Annotated in this window: 15 protein-coding genes and 1 tRNA gene; 8 read left to right on the top strand and 8 right to left on the bottom strand. The window is 61.5% G+C overall.

Annotated elements, in window-relative coordinates:
- The coding region (locus tag HMPREF2749_RS09470) for an IS3 family transposase (RefSeq protein ID WP_141747352.1) at positions 1 to 144 on the top strand (144 nt) is incomplete at its 5' end.
- A gap of 88 nt (positions 145 to 232) precedes the next feature.
- Here HMPREF2749_RS09470 and HMPREF2749_RS01805 read toward each other — a convergent pair.
- On the bottom strand, positions 233 to 472 hold the full coding sequence (locus HMPREF2749_RS01805; protein ID WP_005507607.1) for a hypothetical protein: 240 nt from the start codon (positions 470 to 472) through the stop codon (positions 233 to 235).
- Positions 473 to 626: 154 nt separating this feature from the next.
- Positions 627 to 1,703, bottom strand: a complete 1,077-nt coding sequence (disA, locus tag HMPREF2749_RS01800; RefSeq protein WP_049354024.1) for a DNA integrity scanning diadenylate cyclase DisA — start codon at positions 1,701 to 1,703, stop codon at positions 627 to 629.
- Between the two features lie 208 nt (positions 1,704 to 1,911).
- Here disA and radA point away from each other — a divergent pair, with 208 nt between their 5' ends.
- A complete protein-coding gene (gene radA, locus HMPREF2749_RS01795; protein WP_049354023.1) occupies positions 1,912 to 3,345 on the top strand; it encodes a DNA repair protein RadA in 1,434 nt (477 codons plus the stop codon).
- Positions 3,346 to 3,464: 119 nt separating this feature from the next.
- Here radA and HMPREF2749_RS01790 read toward each other — a convergent pair whose 3' ends face one another.
- The 6 genes from HMPREF2749_RS01790 to HMPREF2749_RS01765 all read right to left on the bottom strand — a co-directional run bounded on the left by HMPREF2749_RS01790 (position 3,465) and on the right by HMPREF2749_RS01765 (position 10,778).
- A complete protein-coding gene (locus HMPREF2749_RS01790; protein ID WP_049363601.1) occupies positions 3,465 to 4,793 on the bottom strand; it encodes an FUSC family protein in 1,329 nt (442 codons plus the stop codon).
- A gap of 171 nt (positions 4,794 to 4,964) precedes the next feature.
- The gene (locus HMPREF2749_RS01785) at positions 4,965 to 6,731 is read right to left on the bottom strand and encodes a polysaccharide pyruvyl transferase family protein (protein WP_246823479.1); all 1,767 of its coding nucleotides are present in this window, start codon (positions 6,729 to 6,731) and stop codon (positions 4,965 to 4,967) included.
- A 9-nt stretch (positions 6,732 to 6,740) separates the two neighbouring features.
- Positions 6,741 to 7,814, bottom strand: a complete 1,074-nt coding sequence (locus HMPREF2749_RS01780; protein ID WP_070593222.1) for a glycosyltransferase family 2 protein — start codon at positions 7,812 to 7,814, stop codon at positions 6,741 to 6,743.
- Between the two features lie 142 nt (positions 7,815 to 7,956).
- Positions 7,957 to 8,991 (bottom strand): inorganic phosphate transporter, encoded by a 1,035-nt coding sequence (locus HMPREF2749_RS01775; protein ID WP_070507292.1) that lies wholly within the window; start codon positions 8,989 to 8,991, stop codon positions 7,957 to 7,959.
- Positions 8,991 to 9,608 (bottom strand): hypothetical protein, encoded by a 618-nt coding sequence (locus HMPREF2749_RS01770; RefSeq protein ID WP_005504391.1) that lies wholly within the window; start codon positions 9,606 to 9,608, stop codon positions 8,991 to 8,993. The genes HMPREF2749_RS01775 and HMPREF2749_RS01770 overlap by 1 nt, the downstream gene beginning before the upstream one ends.
- Before the next feature lie 396 nt (positions 9,609 to 10,004).
- Positions 10,005 to 10,778, bottom strand: coding sequence for a histone acetyltransferase (locus HMPREF2749_RS01765; protein ID WP_083301076.1), 774 nt, complete (start codon positions 10,776 to 10,778; stop codon positions 10,005 to 10,007).
- An 87-nt stretch (positions 10,779 to 10,865) separates the two neighbouring features.
- On the opposite strand from HMPREF2749_RS01765, the gene HMPREF2749_RS01760 reads away from it, so the two are divergent.
- From HMPREF2749_RS01760 to HMPREF2749_RS01735, 6 genes are all read left to right on the top strand, one after another.
- Positions 10,866 to 10,938: transfer RNA gene (locus HMPREF2749_RS01760), tRNA-Lys, on the top strand.
- A 168-nt stretch (positions 10,939 to 11,106) separates the two neighbouring features.
- Entirely contained in the window at positions 11,107 to 11,616 is a 510-nt protein-coding gene (locus HMPREF2749_RS01755) for an asparaginase domain-containing protein (RefSeq protein ID WP_070832225.1), read from the top strand.
- A gap of 1 nt (position 11,617) precedes the next feature.
- A complete protein-coding gene (locus tag HMPREF2749_RS01750; RefSeq protein WP_070507286.1) occupies positions 11,618 to 12,307 on the top strand; it encodes an amino acid transporter in 690 nt (229 codons plus the stop codon).
- 257 nt (positions 12,308 to 12,564) lie between these two features.
- A complete protein-coding gene (locus HMPREF2749_RS01745; protein WP_246823478.1) occupies positions 12,565 to 13,302 on the top strand; it encodes an organic solvent tolerance protein OstA in 738 nt (245 codons plus the stop codon).
- Between the two features lie 106 nt (positions 13,303 to 13,408).
- Entirely contained in the window at positions 13,409 to 14,002 is a 594-nt protein-coding gene (locus HMPREF2749_RS01740) for a flagellar type III secretion system protein FlhB (RefSeq protein WP_070593216.1), read from the top strand.
- 268 nt (positions 14,003 to 14,270) lie between these two features.
- Entirely contained in the window at positions 14,271 to 15,767 is a 1,497-nt protein-coding gene (locus HMPREF2749_RS01735; RefSeq protein WP_239662196.1) for an ABC transporter permease, read from the top strand.
- Positions 15,768 to 15,773: the final 6 nt, after the last annotated feature.

Genomic DNA, 15,773 nt, shown 5'->3' with positions numbered 1-15,773 from the left:
GGGCAGGACTGGCAGACTTTTGAGAGTTTCAAAGCTGACCTTGATGCCTATATTACGCATTGGAACACAGCAAGGCGTCAGGTGAAGCTTAGGGGCCTGACCCCGGTGGAGTACCGGGTTCAGGCCCTGCAGGAGGCCGTATAGGGGTTACTATTTATAGCGTCCAAGTTTCGGGGCGCAGTTCAGATATCCTCCGGCACGGGGGCTTTTTGTATAGGTCTATTGCGTGGCGCTATTTGGAGGCGCGCGGCTTGGCGAAGCGGCGCTCGCCCAAGTATCCGAGCAGGCTACCGAAAGCGGTCCACTGCAGTGCCGCCAACAGCAGGGTGGACAGGTCGGTCACCTCAAAAGAATTGGGGATGACCTTGAACCACAGCAGCGGCAGGTAAATCAGGAACAGGATGGGGGACGCCCACACGAAGAACGGGACAGGGCGCTTAGCCGACGGATACTTAGCTCGTGAGTACGACATTGTGACCTCCAAGGGGTGTCATGATGCTTGAGGCACCAGGGTGCGGAGGGAACTCCGCTGTCACTACATCATAATGCAAAAGGTTCTTGTGAGGCAGGAAAAGGCCGCCGTGCCAGATAGTCTCCGGCGCGGGGGCTTCTCGTATGAGCTTTTGTTAGAGGTACTTCTCCAGGCTGCTCTCCGCCATGCGGGAGAGCTGCTCGCGCACCGTGCGGGCACGAGCCTCACCCACACCGTCCACGGCGCGCAAATCCTCAAGGGACGCCGCCATCAGAGCCTGCAGGCTGCCGAAGCGCTCCACCAGACGCTCAGAAATAGCGTTCGGGATGCTCGGAATACCGGCGAGCAGACGGAAACCGCGAGGCTGCAGGGGGAACTCCAGGTCGGGGTTCTCGCCAAAGCCGACAGTGCGGGCAATCGTGCGCAGATCCACGATAGCCATATCGTCCAGGTTCTGAAGCGCCTCAACGCCGGCGGCGATCAGCTCGTCATTCGTCTCGGGCAGATAGTCGCGCAGAATCAGATCGCTGGCGGTCATCTCGGGGGCGCGCAGCTCCTCCAGCTGCAGGGCAATCAGGCGGCCGTGCACGCCGAGCTCCAGCACGTAGTGGCTGACCTCGCGGATAATGCGGTTCACCATCTCCATACGCTGAAGGGTCATCGCCACATCCGCCAGGGACACGTTAGACTCAATCTCCAGGGCCGAGAGTGAGGAAAGCACCGAACGCAGGCGCTTCTTATAGCTTTCAAGGGTCTGAATCGCCTGGTTCGCGCGGGCCATGAGGTACTGGCTGTCCTCGACCGTGTAGCGGGTGCCGTCAACGTACACCGAAATCATAGACATCGACGCGCTCACCGAAATCACCGGGAAACCGGTCTGAATCGCGGTGCGTTCGGCGGTGCGGTGGCGGGTACCGGACTCGTTCGTGTCAATGGAGGCGTCCGGCATGAGCTGCACGCCGGCGTGCAACAGGCGGGTGGCGTCACGGTCGCAGATGATAGCGCCGTCCATCTTCGCCAGCTCGCGCAGGCGCGTTGCCGAGAACTCGGTGTCGATGTTGAAACCGCCCGAAGACAGGGAGGATACGGTGCGGTCGGATCCGAGTACGATGAGCGCGCCCGTACGGCCACGCATGATGCGTTCCAGGCCCTCGCGGAGCTCGGTGCCGGGGGCGATTCGGGCGATAGTTTTAAGCAATAGGTCACTATAATTCATCTGCACAAAAAACATTGTACCTGTAAGGGTGGTTATTGAGCCAGGTCAGGGGCGGAACGGCGGGCTAAAGTGCCTCAAAAGCGAACGGATATTCTCGATATTTATACGGGAGTGCACGAGGTGAAACTATCTGCATTTAAGGGTAAAAGTGTGTTCTGCGGTACCCCTTTTCGCCGTGACTAAACACCGCGCACCATATCGCCCCAGACCCTAAAATAGACCCATGACCGCGCGCACGAAAAACACCAAAACCGCACCCGCCTACCGCTGCACCGAATGCGGCTGGACCACCGCCAAATGGGTAGGCCGCTGCGGCGAATGCCAAACCTGGGGCACCGTCGAAGAAGCCGCCGGGGGCACCCGTGCGCGCACCCGCGCCGCATCCAGCGTGCAGAAACCCGCCCAGCCCATTGCAGAAGTCGACTCGCGCGTAGCCGCCTACATGAGCACCGGAAACCCCGAATTTGATCGCGTGCTCGGTGGTGGACTCGTACCCGGCGCGGTCATCCTCATGGCGGGCGAACCCGGCGTGGGCAAATCCACCCTGCTGCTGGATGTCGCCGCCACCTTCGCGCGCGGCACCGCCGGGATTGCGGGACAGCAGGGGGCGCAGAATATCGCACCCCAGCCGCCGCGCCCGGTCCTGTACATCACCGGCGAGGAATCCGCCGCGCAGGTCAAACTCCGCGCCGACCGCATCGGCGCCATCGCGGACACCCTCTACCTGACCAGCGAAACCGACCTCGGCACCGCCCTGGCGCATATTGAGCAGGTCAACCCCTCCCTGCTGGTCATTGACTCGGTGCAGACCCTCGCCTCCGCGGAAGTTGAGGGTAGCGCCGGCGGCGTGACCCAGGTGCGTGAGGTTGCCGCCTCCGTGATTGCCGCGGCTAAGGAACGCAATATGTGCACCCTGCTCGTGGGTCACGTGACTAAGGAAGGCACCATCGCGGGCCCGCGCCTGCTTGAGCACCTGGTGGACGTGGTCTGCCAGTTCGAGGGCGATAAGCACTCGAATATCCGCATGCTACGCGCGATTAAGAACCGCTTCGGACCCACCGATGAGGTGGGCTGCTTCGACATGCACGAGGACGGCATCGCGCCCGTGCTGGACCCCTCCGGCATGTTCGTTTCAAGTACCCCGCACCCGGTGGCGGGCACCTGCGTGACCGTCACGATGGAGGGGCGCCGCCCCCTGCTCGCGGAGGTGCAGGCACTGCTGGATCAGGCGGTGGCACCTGCCCCGCGCCGTACCGTCTCGGGCCTGGATTCGGCGCGTATTCAGATGCTGCTGGCGGTACTGCAGCGCCGCGCCGGGCTGAACGTGGGCAAGCTCGACTGCTACGTCTCCACGGTGGGCGGCGCAAAAATTGCCGAGCCCGCCGCCGACCTGGCGTGCGTCATGGCCCTTGCCTCGGCGGCGCAAAATAAGCCGCTACCGCGCAAACTCGCGGTCTTCGGCGAGGTCGGCCTGGCGGGTGAGGTGCGCGCCGTTCCGGGCATCCGCCAGCGCATTGCGGAGGTGGGCCGCCTGGGCTTCACGCACGTGCTGGTGCCCGCCTCCCCGACCGGCGTGGGGGACGTGCCCGAGGGGGTCACCGTGCGTGAGGTAACCACCCTGGGCGAGGCGCTGGCACTACTCTTCCCGCAGAAGTAGCCGCCCGCGCATCAACAGCATAGAGATAGCGGAGGAGGGGGCTCCCGGCTGACGTGAAGGTCACCGGGAGCCCCCTCCGCTGTGTCTTGACGGTCGCCACTGACCCCGCTAGAACCCCGCTAGGAGGAGCGGCTCTCCTCCTCGTTCTCGTGCAACATGATGTTGATCGAGCGGGTGTGGAGCTTGTTCGTGCGGTGGGTGTTCACCGCGCTATCGGTCACGTCGTCAACCACCATGGAGTCATCCATGTCAGCGTCAACAATCGGGATTACCGAGGTACGCGGTGCATGTTTGGTGACCGCCTCACCCAGGGGCACCAGAACCGCCACGGCGTCCTGGTGGGACATACCGGTTGCCTCCATAAAGTCGACCACGATCAGGCGGAGCATCAGCACGAGCGACTCGCCCTCAAAGGTCGCCACACCCATTGTGCGCGGCTCGAGGGTGCCGGCAAGCTTAATCATGCGCTCGCGTGCCTCCATCATGTAGTGCTCGCGTTCGCCCTCCGTCGGGGCAGACATGCCCAAGCCGAGGCTCTGCGCCGCCACCGACAGCTCGGTCAGCGCGTCACTGAGTGAAAGCTGCGCGGCGGTGCGTAGCTGCACGTGGTGAATCGTGGACGCCATACGGCGGTTGAGCACACGGTCGTTACGGATCGCCAAATCCACCGCGGCGAGGGTCTTTGCCATGCGCGCCAGCTCGCCCTTGCTCTTGCGGCTATTCCAGGACAGCTCATTCATACCCTGCGCGGTGATCAGGTCGCCTCGGCACGCATCATACAGCGGTTGCAGGGCGCGTGCATCAAGCAGGCTCTGGTACGCCTTGTTGTAGTCGTAGTAGCGGATTGCTTCGGAGGAAAGCTGGAAAACCTTCGCGAACGCATCCATGAGAGCCTGCGCGCGGGCACGCGGGTTCTTACGCGGGTCGCGTGGCATCAGGTACATGGCGAGGAACGCAAAGGCGCCACCAACGATACCGTCGAAACTGCGGGTAAACGCATCGTCAGGTACGGGCAGCAGCAACGTGAAACAGGCCTGGAAGCTGAGCTGAATCGTAAAAATAATGCCCTTATCAATAAATCGGGCAATAATCACGGTCAAGAAAAGCACCACTGCCGCCTGCCAGGTGCCGTGACCGAGCAGAATCAGCAGAAGGTCGCCAATGAGAATGCCGAGGGTCACGCCGAAGGACACCTCAAGGATTCGGCGGGAATGCTTAGCACCGCTTACATAGCCGAGGGATACGAGGGCGGCAACCGGCGCGAAAATGGGTTCCTGGTGGCCCAGGATGTGCTCAGCGAAAAGCCAAGCGCCCATAGACGCCGCAACAATCTGCACAGACTGAAAGAAGTCAGCCCGGACTCGGTGAATACCCTCATGGACGAACTGCCGGGTGTTCTGTTCAGTAGTGCGTAGAATCTCTGCGAAGCGTGCCATGAGCACCATCATACCGGCGCGTGTGCTCTGTACAAGGGGGTAGGGGAGTGTTGGGTGCAAGTGTGAGAGACCCCGCGCCCCGTACCCGCCCTATACCCGCTCCGAAGCCGCGTTTTTCGCGGAAACCTAGCTCCAAAACCGCTGCTCTAGCTCCGTTACGCAGCCTGGCCCCCGTTATGCAACCTAGCCGCGGAGGCGGCGCGCCACCCTCGCCAGCAGGCCCGGATTCGTCTCGGCGGGCGCTTCAGAAGATGACTCAGACTCAACGGCGACAGGATGCGTTTCTTCGGCGCCGTGTGCCCCGTGAACACCGTGCGCGCTGTACCCGCCACCGATTGCGCGGGCACGTTCGAGCTGCCGGCGGTGCTCAGCATCCCAGGAGTGCGCCCGGTCAGACATCGCCCACTCGAAACCCGCGGTGAGGGAGGTTTCGGTAAAGAGATCGCGTGCGGCGCGGACGGTTGCACCCAGCGGCTCGGGGAGAGCCGGGGTTTGCTCTGCGGCAGGGAAAGGCGCGGGGGCTTCTGAACCGCCGAGAGTTTCTGCATTGCCGCGAGTTTCTGCACCGGAGGCAAAAATCTGCGCAAGCAGGTAGGCACGCTCGGCTCGCAGAGCCTCCAGCAGTTCGGTGCGACGTACATCCGATGCCACCGCCGCATGTCGTAGAGCGGCGGCAACCATCAGCTCGGGAACGCCACCGGCGAGCATGCCCAGCGGCAGGGTGAACTCGCCCAGCCCGTACAGGTTCAGGGCGCCGCCCACGCGCATCTGCGTGAAGGCATCTGGCACGAGGGCGAGCACGGGAATACCCGCCGCGGCGGAGAACACCGCCGGGTGGTAGCGGCTGGTCAGCGTGAACGCCGCGCCACGGTGCACGGTGACGCTCTGGTCGGTGTGCAGAATCGGCAGCAGGGTTGCCGGAGTGGAGGGGCTGAGCTGCTCAGCGATGCGCTGATGCACCTGAATATCGCCGCTTTCGGGGTTCTGTGGGTCGCCAAAATGGCTCAGGAACACGAGGGCGTAGCCGTGCTCGCGCCACATGCTATCGAGCAGACGCGCGATCTGCTGCGCCTGCTGTTCGGTGCACTCGTTGACGGTCACGCAGACGTAGTGCTCCGGTAGCTCATCCAGTGCCTGACCTGCGGAAATACCCTCCACATAGTGCAGGGTACGCGCCGGGGAAGCCACCGAGTAGTCGGTGGCATCGTCCACGCTCAGGCGCGCGTCAATACCCCGCTCACGGCACCAAGCGAGGGAAGAACGTTCGCGCACCGTCACCGAACGGGCGGCGCGCAGCATGCGCTCGAGAACCTGCGCATCCTCGGGGTTCAGGACCGGGCCCAGAGACTGGCCGGTCACGTACACGGGCACGCCCGCATGCTCGGCGGCACGTACCGCAGCGGCGCGCTCATAGAGGAGCCAACCGAAGCGGGAGTTGAGGTTGCCGCCGCCCGAGATGACGACCGCATCCATGGCGGCGATAGCGTCCGCGAATTCCACCATGCGCTCAACGGTCTGCTCCAGCGGATGCAGCACCTCGGGCAGCGCCTGCACCTGCGGTAGCGCCACCAGCTCGGTGACGGAGGGGCGTTCCCGGTCGGCGTGCAGCTCCACCAGGATGCACTCGAGCGCCGCAAGGGTCAGCTCGCGTTCAGCCGGTGCCCAGGGGAAAAGGAGAAACGGCAGGTACTCGTAGGGTGCGCCCGCCTCATGATGTGCCGCCTCATGAATCACTGCTTCATGATTTACCGCCGCGCCGATATAGCGCGCCGAATGGCCCACGTCGCGGGTCATGAGGGTGACCGCCGCGCCGCCTTCGGAAAGCGCCTGAGCGCTCGCAATGGTCATTGCCTCGTCGCCTACGTGGTAGGTGTGCTGGCCGATATCGCCGATGACGAGCACGCGCGGTGCTTCAGTAACGGGCAGTGCTGTAGAAGAATGATTGTTCACTGTCACGCCTTATGCGCCCTTCTCGCCGGTAGAACCATCCTCAGTACCGCGACGAGCCTGAGAACGCTGGCTGAGGGAACGCTTCGCCAAGGAACGCAGCGCGCGGCCCGGGGTGCGCAGGTGCTTGAGAACCCGCAGACGCTCCTCAATAGCCTGCTGGCGGTTCTCAATAGCCTGCTGACGGGCCTCGATACGTTCCAGGCGGCTCTCAATAGAGCGCAGAATGTCCAGGGATTCGCGGGTCAGATCGTGCCCGTCAATCACGCGGCGCTCCAGGTCAGCTGCCAAATGCGCCTGATACAGGTACGCACCCGGTCGGGCGCCCGCCTGCAAATCCTCGCGGATAGCGCGGGCACGCACCAGCGAATCGAAGCGGGCATGATCAGCCTGACGCTTCACGCTATTCGCCTCGGCACCTTCTGCGTCGGGGCGTAGCGACCAGTACGCCAGCGGCTCATCCACCAGCAGAATATCCGCCACAGAGGCGGCACGCATGTTGAACTCCCAGTCGCCGACCACCGGCAGGGACTCGTCGTAGAAACCGACCAGCTCGTGCAGGCTGCGGCGGTAGAGAATACCGATCGGCACGGCACGGTTCGTGCGGAAGAGGAACTGCAAACCCATGCCGGGCAAGCCGTCGTGGAAAATACGTTCCTCGTACACCTCGAACTCGCCGTCGGCGTTCTCACGTTCGTACCGCTCCACAACGCGGGTGGTGCACATGAACGCGCCGCTCTCTTCCAGCGCCGCGACGGTGCGTTCCAGGAACTCGGGTGCCCACAGGTCGTCGTCATCGTGAATCGCCACGTACTCGGAGGTGGTTGCCGCCAAACCGGCGTTGGATGCCGCCTCCATGTTGTCGCCGGCGGTGGTCAGTAGCTGCACACGGCTGGAATCCTGCGCGTTAGAACTCAGCGGAGAAGCCTCAATGACGGCGCGGGTTGCCTGTTCGTCGCCTCCGTCGTTAATCACGCAGACCGTGTAGTCGGTGAAGGTCTGCTGCGCAATGTTCTCCAGCGCGCGGCTCAAGAAGCGGGGGCGGCCCTTCGTGCGGACCAGAATAGCTACGGTAGGGGAAGACATAACCACAATCAGTCGAGGGTGAATGGGCCCGTGCCAGCCCAGGAACTCAACCCATTATGAAGGTGTGCACTGTTCAGACTCAACCCACCGCCCGGCTAACCCGCAACAGCGTGCACACAGGGGCACGAGCCGCCCCTAAAAACTAGCTGATGGACTGTAGTGCCACCATCGCCAGCACACCGAGCACAAAACACGCCGGAATGGTGACCAGCCACACCAGAAGAATCTGCAGAACAATCCTGGACTTCAACGCGTTAAAACGCTGGTTTACGCCCGCGCCGAGCGCCGATGCAGTCGCCAGGTGCGAGGAGGAGAACGGCACCTGCAGCAGGAAGTAGCCGAGCACCTGAACCACCGCGGTCGTGCCCTGAGCGACCGCGCCACGGAACGGGTCTAGGCGGACCATCTTGTAGGCGAAGGTGTAGCCGATGCGGCGGCCACCGGTCAGCGTACCGGCACCCAGGCTGAGGGCAATAATGAGGGTGCCCAGCAGCATCCCGCCCCAGGTGAGGGATTGAATCAGCGCCGGATCCATGATGCGTTCGCTCAGCAGCGCCCACAGCAGCAGGTACAGGTAACCGGTCTGCAGGCCGTGTAGCAGCGAAATCGCGGAGGCAGACACCGCCAGCACCTCGCGGGCGCGCTGATTCACCAGGCGCGGGTTATGCCCCACCACGAGGCGGTAGAACGGCACCACCATCAGCCAGGACAGCAGAAAAATGAGCGGCGGTAGGTAGAAGAGCGGCAGCAGGGTCGCACCAAAAATATGCGGCAGGAACGCGAGGGAACCGAAGCCTTCAGCGACGCTGTCACTCCTCGTCTGGGTCCACCAGCTCACACCGGCGAGGGCACCGACCAGCGCGTGAGTTGAGGAGGACGGCAACCGCAGGAACCAGGTGAGCACACCCCAAATAGCGCAGACGAGCAGCGCCGCAACAATGCCGTTCAGGCCGGTGGTACCCTCCGGGGCACTCACCCACGAGGCGGAATACTCACCGAGTAGCAGGAATGCACCAACCACACCGAGCACGTTGAAGAGCGCGGCAAGGTACAGGGCGGAGCGCTCGCCGAGGGCGCGGGTACGCACCGGAACAGCGACGGCGTTTGAGGCGTCGTGCACACCGGTAACGTATACCGCAGCAATGAAGGCGCAGCAGGCTAGAAGACCCAGGAACATTAGGATTCCTGAACGATAATGCGGCCGATCTCGGCAGACACATCACGCATAGCGTTGGAGGCGGCGGTCAGCTGCGCCAGGAAGGTGGCGTAGCGACGGTACCGTTCGGGGGTGTAGCGTTCGGCAATGTACGCGTCGTACTCTTCGGCGGTGCGTAGCGCCTGGCGGGAGATGCGCAGCATGTCCATCCAGTAGTTGTCGAGGCCGCGAATATCGGCGAGTTTGGGGATGACGGCGGCGGTCAGCACCGCCTGACGCTGAATAATGTCCAGGATTGAGGTGATGTGCGTGGCGAAGCCGTCAATGCTGTGCAGGGACAGCACGTGCGCGGCGCTGGTGAGCTTCTCAACGGCGTTGGTGAGCTTGCGTGCCAGCGTGTACAGGTCTTCACGCGGAATCGGCGGGGAGAAGGAGCTGCGCACCTCGGTGAGGGTGCGGAACAGCAGGTTCGTGGAGTCCGCCTCGTGGGTGAGCATGCGTTCGAAGAGTTCGGGGTACTCCGCAACGGGGGAGCCGACCATTTCTGAGAGCAACGCGGCAGCCTCACCGACCTGCGCTGAAATTTCAGCGAGGGAGGCGAGGGATTCGTTGGCGTGGGGGAAAAGTCGGTGCAGCATAGTTCCCAGTCTAACCAGTATTGGGTGGTGCGGGTGCGCACAGCCCGTGCATATCTCATGAGCGCTCGAGCTTCAGACACAACTGCGTCGGGCTGGCGGCGGCTTCTAGACGGGGTTTTAAGCAAAAAACGGTGGGGGTCGATTTCTCGACCCCCACCGGAACGTTTAGGGATGTCGGGTTGGGAGCGCCTCTCGGCGGAAGGCCGCTCGAAGCGGCTAAAGATTTGGAGCCCGGGGCTACCTATTAGCAACCCGACATCTTGTAATTATTATCCACCCGCACCCGGCGCAGAGTCAATTAGAAACAGGCTTTTCACGCCTTTGCGGCCCAATGTGGAACCTGTGCCAATTCGCGGCACGAACCCGTATTTTTAGGCGCCCAAACGTTGCAGAAGACTAAAATGCTTCGAGGCTGGTCTGCGATTTTTCCTGCACAGAACCAGCCCCCGAGCCCCCATTAACCTGCTGACTAGCCTCAACGGCGCGCAGCTGGGCGGCGACCGCCTCCAAATCGTGCGCAATCTGCTCCATCTGCTGAGCCTGACGCGGCAGACGAGCACGACGCTCCACCGCCTCACGCTTCACCTCGTGGCTACCCGGAACCGCACCATCCTGCCCGGCAGAGCGCGCATAATCGGTGCGAATACCCAACGCCACCACGTGCGCAAACGCCGCGCAACGTTCCATCGCAATATCCGTATCGCCGGTGTACAGGCCTGCCAGAATCTTATCAATCGTGCGGACCACCTCCTCGGCACTCGGCAGGTCGGGAACACCCGCCACCACGTGCGAACGGTAATCCTCCGCCATGCCCAGCTCAAAAGCACGGCTCACCCCGCGTGGTGAACGATGCACCACGTCCCGCAGCCAGTACATACGCCACAGCGCACCCGGCAGGGAGTGGGCGCTTGCGTGCGACCAGAGTTCGGCGAGCATTTCAATACCGTAGTCGTCGGTGAAGCTGACAAGTCGCTCGGTTGTCTGCTCGTCGGTGCCGCGTCCGCGCATCAGCAGGATGCGTGCGGAGGCGTGTGCCGCCTCTTCGCGTGCGGCGGGGTCCATGCCGCCTTCGTGGCGTTCAAATTTTTCGGCGGAGTAAAGGACGGGGCGGTGGTGGGTGCGGTGTCGGGTGCGCCCGGAGGCGCCGGTTGATGCTGCGGGTGTAGACATAGGATTTCCTAGTGTACCGTTCATTGGCTGGGAGCCGGTAGTGTATAGTATTTCTATCTGCACACTTTCAGTTTTGTGTGGATAGGAGCGCCTTTAGCTCAGTCGGTAGAGCTACGGACTTTTAATCCGCAGGTCGTGGGTTCGAGCCCCACAGGGCGCACTAGCCGACCCGTCGCCTCCCGCATTGCGGGGGTCGGCGGGTTTTTGCGTCTTCACCCTCATGCGCGTGGTCTTACCTCGTGCCTATCCCGTGTGGTGGGGCGTGTCCTGCCGGGTTCGCCTGGCAGTTTTGATTTGTGTACGTTGACCCGAAAAGATGAGGAAACCCGTGAGCGTCACCATTAAGAACCCCGAAGAGATCACGATTCTTGCCACTGGCGGCACGATTGATAAGTTCTATTCGGTGGCGGGCACCATGGATATTGGTGAGCCTGCCGCTAAGGACCTGCTGGACCGCGTGATTACCGATATCCGTTTTGATATTCGCCCGCTGATTGGCAAGGACAGCCTGGACATGACCGATGAGGATCGTGCCGAGCTGACCGAGGCGCTGAACGCTGTCACTAACGACCAGGTGCTCATCACTCACGGTACTGACACCATGCCGGAGACTGCCCGCTACCTGGTGGAGCACGCCGACCTGGGCGATAAGGTTGTGGTGCTGACCGGTGCGATGCAGCCCGCCGTGATGGCTCGTTCGGATGCCGGTTTCAACCTGGGTGCCGCTATTGCCGCCCTGAACCTGCTGGAGCCGGGCGTGTACATCAGCATGAGCGGTCGTATTTTCCCTGCTGAGAGCGTGCGTAAGGACCGTTCCCGCGGCATTTTTGAGGGCTAAGATGGCTGATTCTTCTGCTTGTATGCTGCGGGGTGAACCGGTTTCTGCCGCCGAGCTTGCGCCGGTGGAGGGCTCCTCGGATCTTGTGCCGCAGGAGCATATGTCCCAGGGGCATATGTCACAAGCGCAGCTGATGCAGTTGCAGGCGATGGAGGAGCTGGAGCAGCAGGCTGACGAGTTCTGGAATGTCACCAGTGATTACCCGCTGCCGGCTAAGAACCTGTACCTGGTGCGTGTGCTGCTGCTGGTCGTACCCTCGCTGATTACTGTTTATTACTTCATCCGCGTCACGCTTTTCCCGATTGGTGCGGTGCCGCTGGTTTACCTGGTGATGCACATGTGGGTTGCCATGATTTACCGGGCGAACCGTTCGGTGAAGTTGGTGTTGCTGGCGAATGCGGCATCCGGGGTCGCGGCGGCCATTATGACGGCGTTCTTTGCCTATGCGCTTGTGACGGTGCAGGGCCCGCAGACGCTGCTGGACCGTGTGGGCGTGTTCTATACGGTGAGCCTGCTGACGGTCATGGCGTCGTTCGCGTTGGAGGTTCTGTTCTCGCTGTTCTATAGTTTGGCGGTTCGTAGGAGCTTGCGTCTGACGCAGAAGAAGCAAGAGGAAGAACAGCGGAACGCAGAACAGCAGCATGCAGAGGACCCGAACGCGGAGGCTTCGCGTGTAGCGGAGCAGAGCTAACGCACACCGACGGGCGGGCGAATCCCCGCGCATCCGCGCCTCTGCCGGGTGATGCCTGAGGGGTGTTGATGGGGTGATAAGTGGCGGTGTGACACGCTCTCAACGATGCCCAGCCACTGCTCAGATTCCCTTAAAGTACGCGTGATACGGTAGAGACAGAAACACGACCCGCACCTGCCAGGAGGCCACTCATGGGCGCTACACACCTGAACACAGATGCCGCTTCATCCGCAGAACACCCGGATGAAGATATCAGTATGCAGACCCGCTTTCAGGCGCCTATCCGTCACGTGACTCCTGCTACGCCGGAGGTGTCCGTTCCGCTGAACGTGCCGCCGGTGGTGACTGGTTCGCATCCGGTTATTTCGGCGACTTCTACCGTCATCATTCAGGATGGTACGAACCCTCCGATTGTGGTGCGTACACACCCGACGGGTCCTCTACCGCCGTTCCCGGGGCAGGGTCAGGTTCCCGCTTTTCTGCGCACCTATACCGCTGATGAGGTGAAGGAGCGCAAGCAGAAGCTCAAGAAGAACCTGCTGGTCCGCGCGGTTATCCTGTGTATTTTGACTCTGGTTGAAGGCCTCATTATCTCCCAGTACACGCAGCCGTTGGCGATTTGCTTTGGTTTTGTGGCGGCGCTTTACCTGGTGGTTCAGATGTGGCCGCTGATGCGCCCGCCCAAAGACTCGGCGGATGCCTCCGTATATAGCGTTTGGGCTATCTGCTCCCTGATCGGGTATGTTGCCGTGGGGCTGGTGCTTTCACCGATTACGTTCCTGCTGCTGATGCTCGACTGGGCTGGAGTTTCGATGGGGCTTGACCCCCTGCTGATACTTGTTGTCTTGGGCTTGGTCTGGTTGAGCGAGGTCGGTTTATCGTTGCTGACCATTTACCGCTTCAATAACTTGCGGATTGCGATGGCGAATCAGGCAGATTCTCCGTTGCTACCTGACAGTATTTCCGCGACGGTTGACCCGTCCACTTCTGCCTAAAGTTTTGAGGCGGCGCGGCAGACAAACGCTGCGCCGCCACCCACACACCACACACTCGCTCATACATCTTCCGCACACTATCAGCCGACATCCGAAAGATTCCGCTATGTCCGCCGTCGAGTCCTCTCCGCCATCCACTCCGAACACCACGCATCCTACGAAGCCTGCCACTCCGACTCTCGTGTCGGTGGCGGGTTGGGTTCTGCTCGCTATTGCCGTGGGCTGGCTGGTGCTGATCGGGTACACGGGTGTCACGTATGCGACGACGCAGCTGTCGCATTTTTCGACTTGGCGCGCCCAGTCGCTGGTGGAGGCGCAGGCGTACTATCCGGTGCTTTTCCTGATGGTCAGCGCGTTCGGTAACGTGACCCTGCACGGTTTCTGCACTGTGGCGTACCTGCGTGGTTACCGTTGGGCGGCGCTGGTGCTGTCGGTGGCGTTGGCGCTGGGTGTGTTGGCATCCCTGCTGATTATGCTGGCAGTCGCGGCTCTTCTGGGTACGTTGAATGGTGCGCCGAGCCAGGATGTTGAGCTGCTGCTCAGTAGCGCCTCCCCGCTGTACACGCCGGTATATATTGCTGCACCGTACATGCTGGTGTGTGTGGTCGCGTTGGCGTTGGTGTGGTCGCGTCAGTCGCGTTCGTACATGGAAGCGCGCCGTGATTGGCGCCTGCGCCGCAGCGAGGACTACCTGATTTAGCCTCATTTCTGGCCGCGGGCACTGTGAGACACAGGTCAGCGGCTCACCGATAATTTTATTCACCCAACCACAGTTAGGATGACTCGTGCACCCTACTTCCGAACCTGCGCACGAATCCTCATCGCAGACTAGCCCCGGCGCCGCCAAGCGCACATATGATGAGCGGGCGGCGTTTGAAGAGGCGAAAAGAAACCTTGGCATAGTTGGCGATAGGGAACAGGAATTTAACCGGGGACTGGAGCTTCTTGGTAAAGCCTATTCCATCGCGATGATGCTCATTCTGGTGTATTTCCTCCTGGATGCGTACCAGATTATCGTTACCGCGGGCCGGAGTGTGAACATCGGCTCGTTCCTTAGCTATGCCCTGCCGAAGGTTCTGTCTGACGCTGTCTTGGTGGTGCCGTTCCTCTGGTTCGTTCTGGACTATACCAAGTCAGGGTACGTTAATCCGCGCCGCCTGCTGATGCTGTACCTTCTGCTGTGTTCCTTGAGCGGTGTGCTCTCTTTTGCGGGTGTCTTTGGTCTGGCTCAGGTGCTTTTCCCCGCGTTTACCGCACTGGATCCGGTGTCGCATCCTGCCGCTGCTTCGTCTATGGTGTCGCAGGCTCTGGTCGGGGTGATTACGGCGGGTAGCGCCGTTCTCCTGTTTTTGCTGACTCGCCCGGCTGTGGGCGTGGTCCCGAGCCCCGCGGCGATTCGGGAGCAGATGCAGATCATCAAGGACAGCATGGCGGATGATGAGGAAGAGCCGACCCGTGAGGATGTTCTTCGTCAGCTTGAGAAGGAAGAAGGCCCGGTCAAGGACTCTACCGAGCAGCTGTTGCGTGAGCTTTCTGCCGATTATGCGCTCTCGAATGATCCGGTGGAGAAGAACCGCCTGCTGGCTGAGATACAGCAGATTCAGCGCGCCCAGAAGACGGGTGTAAAGCCTAACTTCGGAGGCACGTCTGGCGGGTCGGCTAAGCCCCAACAGGAAGCGCACGAGGGTGCGGAGGCGACCGCCGCCTCCACCGCGCCTGCCGCGCCTGAGGTGGTGCTCCCGCCCCGCCCGAAGACGCTGCGCGGCGTCATGTGGCTCGCTACAGCCATTATTATTCTGTCCGCAATCCAACGTATCTATGTATCTATCCATAACGAGGTGCCAGATCGCGTTATGGAAAATATGCCGGGCATCATCATTTCAGGCATATTCGCTACCTTCATCTTCTCTCTCGTACCGATTTTCGTCCTCCGCCGACTGTTGAAGGGCCGTAGAGGGGCGTACTTCCTCACCCTCTTCGGTAGCGCTTTTGCAGTTTTTGTTGGGGCGCTGAGTTTGCAATCTTTCATCTCGGCTGATTATTTCTCCAGGCTGGCGGATGAATCGTTAACGTCACGGCCCAGAGACTACGTAGTTTCCATTGTGGTGAGTGACATTATGGGAGCTTTTCTCACGGCTTTCTATCTGGTGATTGTTGTGTTGCTCCTGAGCCGTTCCACCAGGATGTACGTGGCTACTGCGCGGTTGGCGCGTCTGAATGCACGCGAACAGGTGAACGCCGATGACGGTTGGATTGTTGTGCATCAGGACGCAGAAACGCGTGCTCACCTAGAAGAAGAACAGACGCGTTGGGAAGAGAAGGAAGCTAACCGACGGGCTGAAGAAGCAGTCGCTCAGCAGTACAAGAGGACCCGCCGTACGAATGCGCGGAAGAACTCCCGCAACGAACAGCGCGGCTACAAGGATACTTCCGTGTACACCGAGGAAGGTTACCGCCTCAACTAGGGCGGT

Source organism: Rothia sp. HMSC075F09 (genome assembly GCF_001810515.1).
Classification (GTDB): Bacteria; Actinomycetota; Actinomycetes; order Actinomycetales; family Micrococcaceae; genus Rothia.
The sequence above is the reverse complement of the archived record's forward strand: the minus strand, read 5'-3'. Positions and strand labels throughout refer to the sequence as shown.

Excerpts from the sequence above, each read along its gene's own strand:
- HMPREF2749_RS01780 (WP_070593222.1), bottom strand. The coding sequence starts at position 7,814 with ATGTCTTCCCCTACCGTAGCTATTCTGGTCCGCACGAAGGGCCGCCCC.
- HMPREF2749_RS01790 (WP_049363601.1), bottom strand. The coding sequence starts at position 4,793 with ATGATGGTGCTCATGGCACGCTTCGCAGAGATTCTACGCACTACTGAA.
- HMPREF2749_RS01735 (WP_239662196.1), top strand. The coding sequence starts at position 14,271 with ATGATGCTCATTCTGGTGTATTTCCTCCTGGATGCGTACCAGATTATC.
- HMPREF2749_RS01805 (WP_005507607.1), bottom strand. The coding sequence starts at position 472 with ATGTCGTACTCACGAGCTAAGTATCCGTCGGCTAAGCGCCCTGTCCCG.
- HMPREF2749_RS01765 (WP_083301076.1), bottom strand. The coding sequence starts at position 10,778 with ATGTCTACACCCGCAGCATCAACCGGCGCCTCCGGGCGCACCCGACAC.
- HMPREF2749_RS01775 (WP_070507292.1), bottom strand. The coding sequence starts at position 8,991 with ATGTTCCTGGGTCTTCTAGCCTGCTGCGCCTTCATTGCTGCGGTATAC.
- HMPREF2749_RS01750 (WP_070507286.1), top strand. The coding sequence starts at position 11,618 with ATGGCTGATTCTTCTGCTTGTATGCTGCGGGGTGAACCGGTTTCTGCC.
- HMPREF2749_RS01770 (WP_005504391.1), bottom strand. The coding sequence starts at position 9,608 with ATGCTGCACCGACTTTTCCCCCACGCCAACGAATCCCTCGCCTCCCTC.
- radA (WP_049354023.1), top strand. The coding sequence starts at position 1,912 with ATGACCGCGCGCACGAAAAACACCAAAACCGCACCCGCCTACCGCTGC.
- HMPREF2749_RS01745 (WP_246823478.1), top strand. The coding sequence starts at position 12,565 with ATGCAGACCCGCTTTCAGGCGCCTATCCGTCACGTGACTCCTGCTACG.
- HMPREF2749_RS01740 (WP_070593216.1), top strand. The coding sequence starts at position 13,409 with ATGTCCGCCGTCGAGTCCTCTCCGCCATCCACTCCGAACACCACGCAT.
- disA (WP_049354024.1), bottom strand. The coding sequence starts at position 1,703 with ATGTTTTTTGTGCAGATGAATTATAGTGACCTATTGCTTAAAACTATC.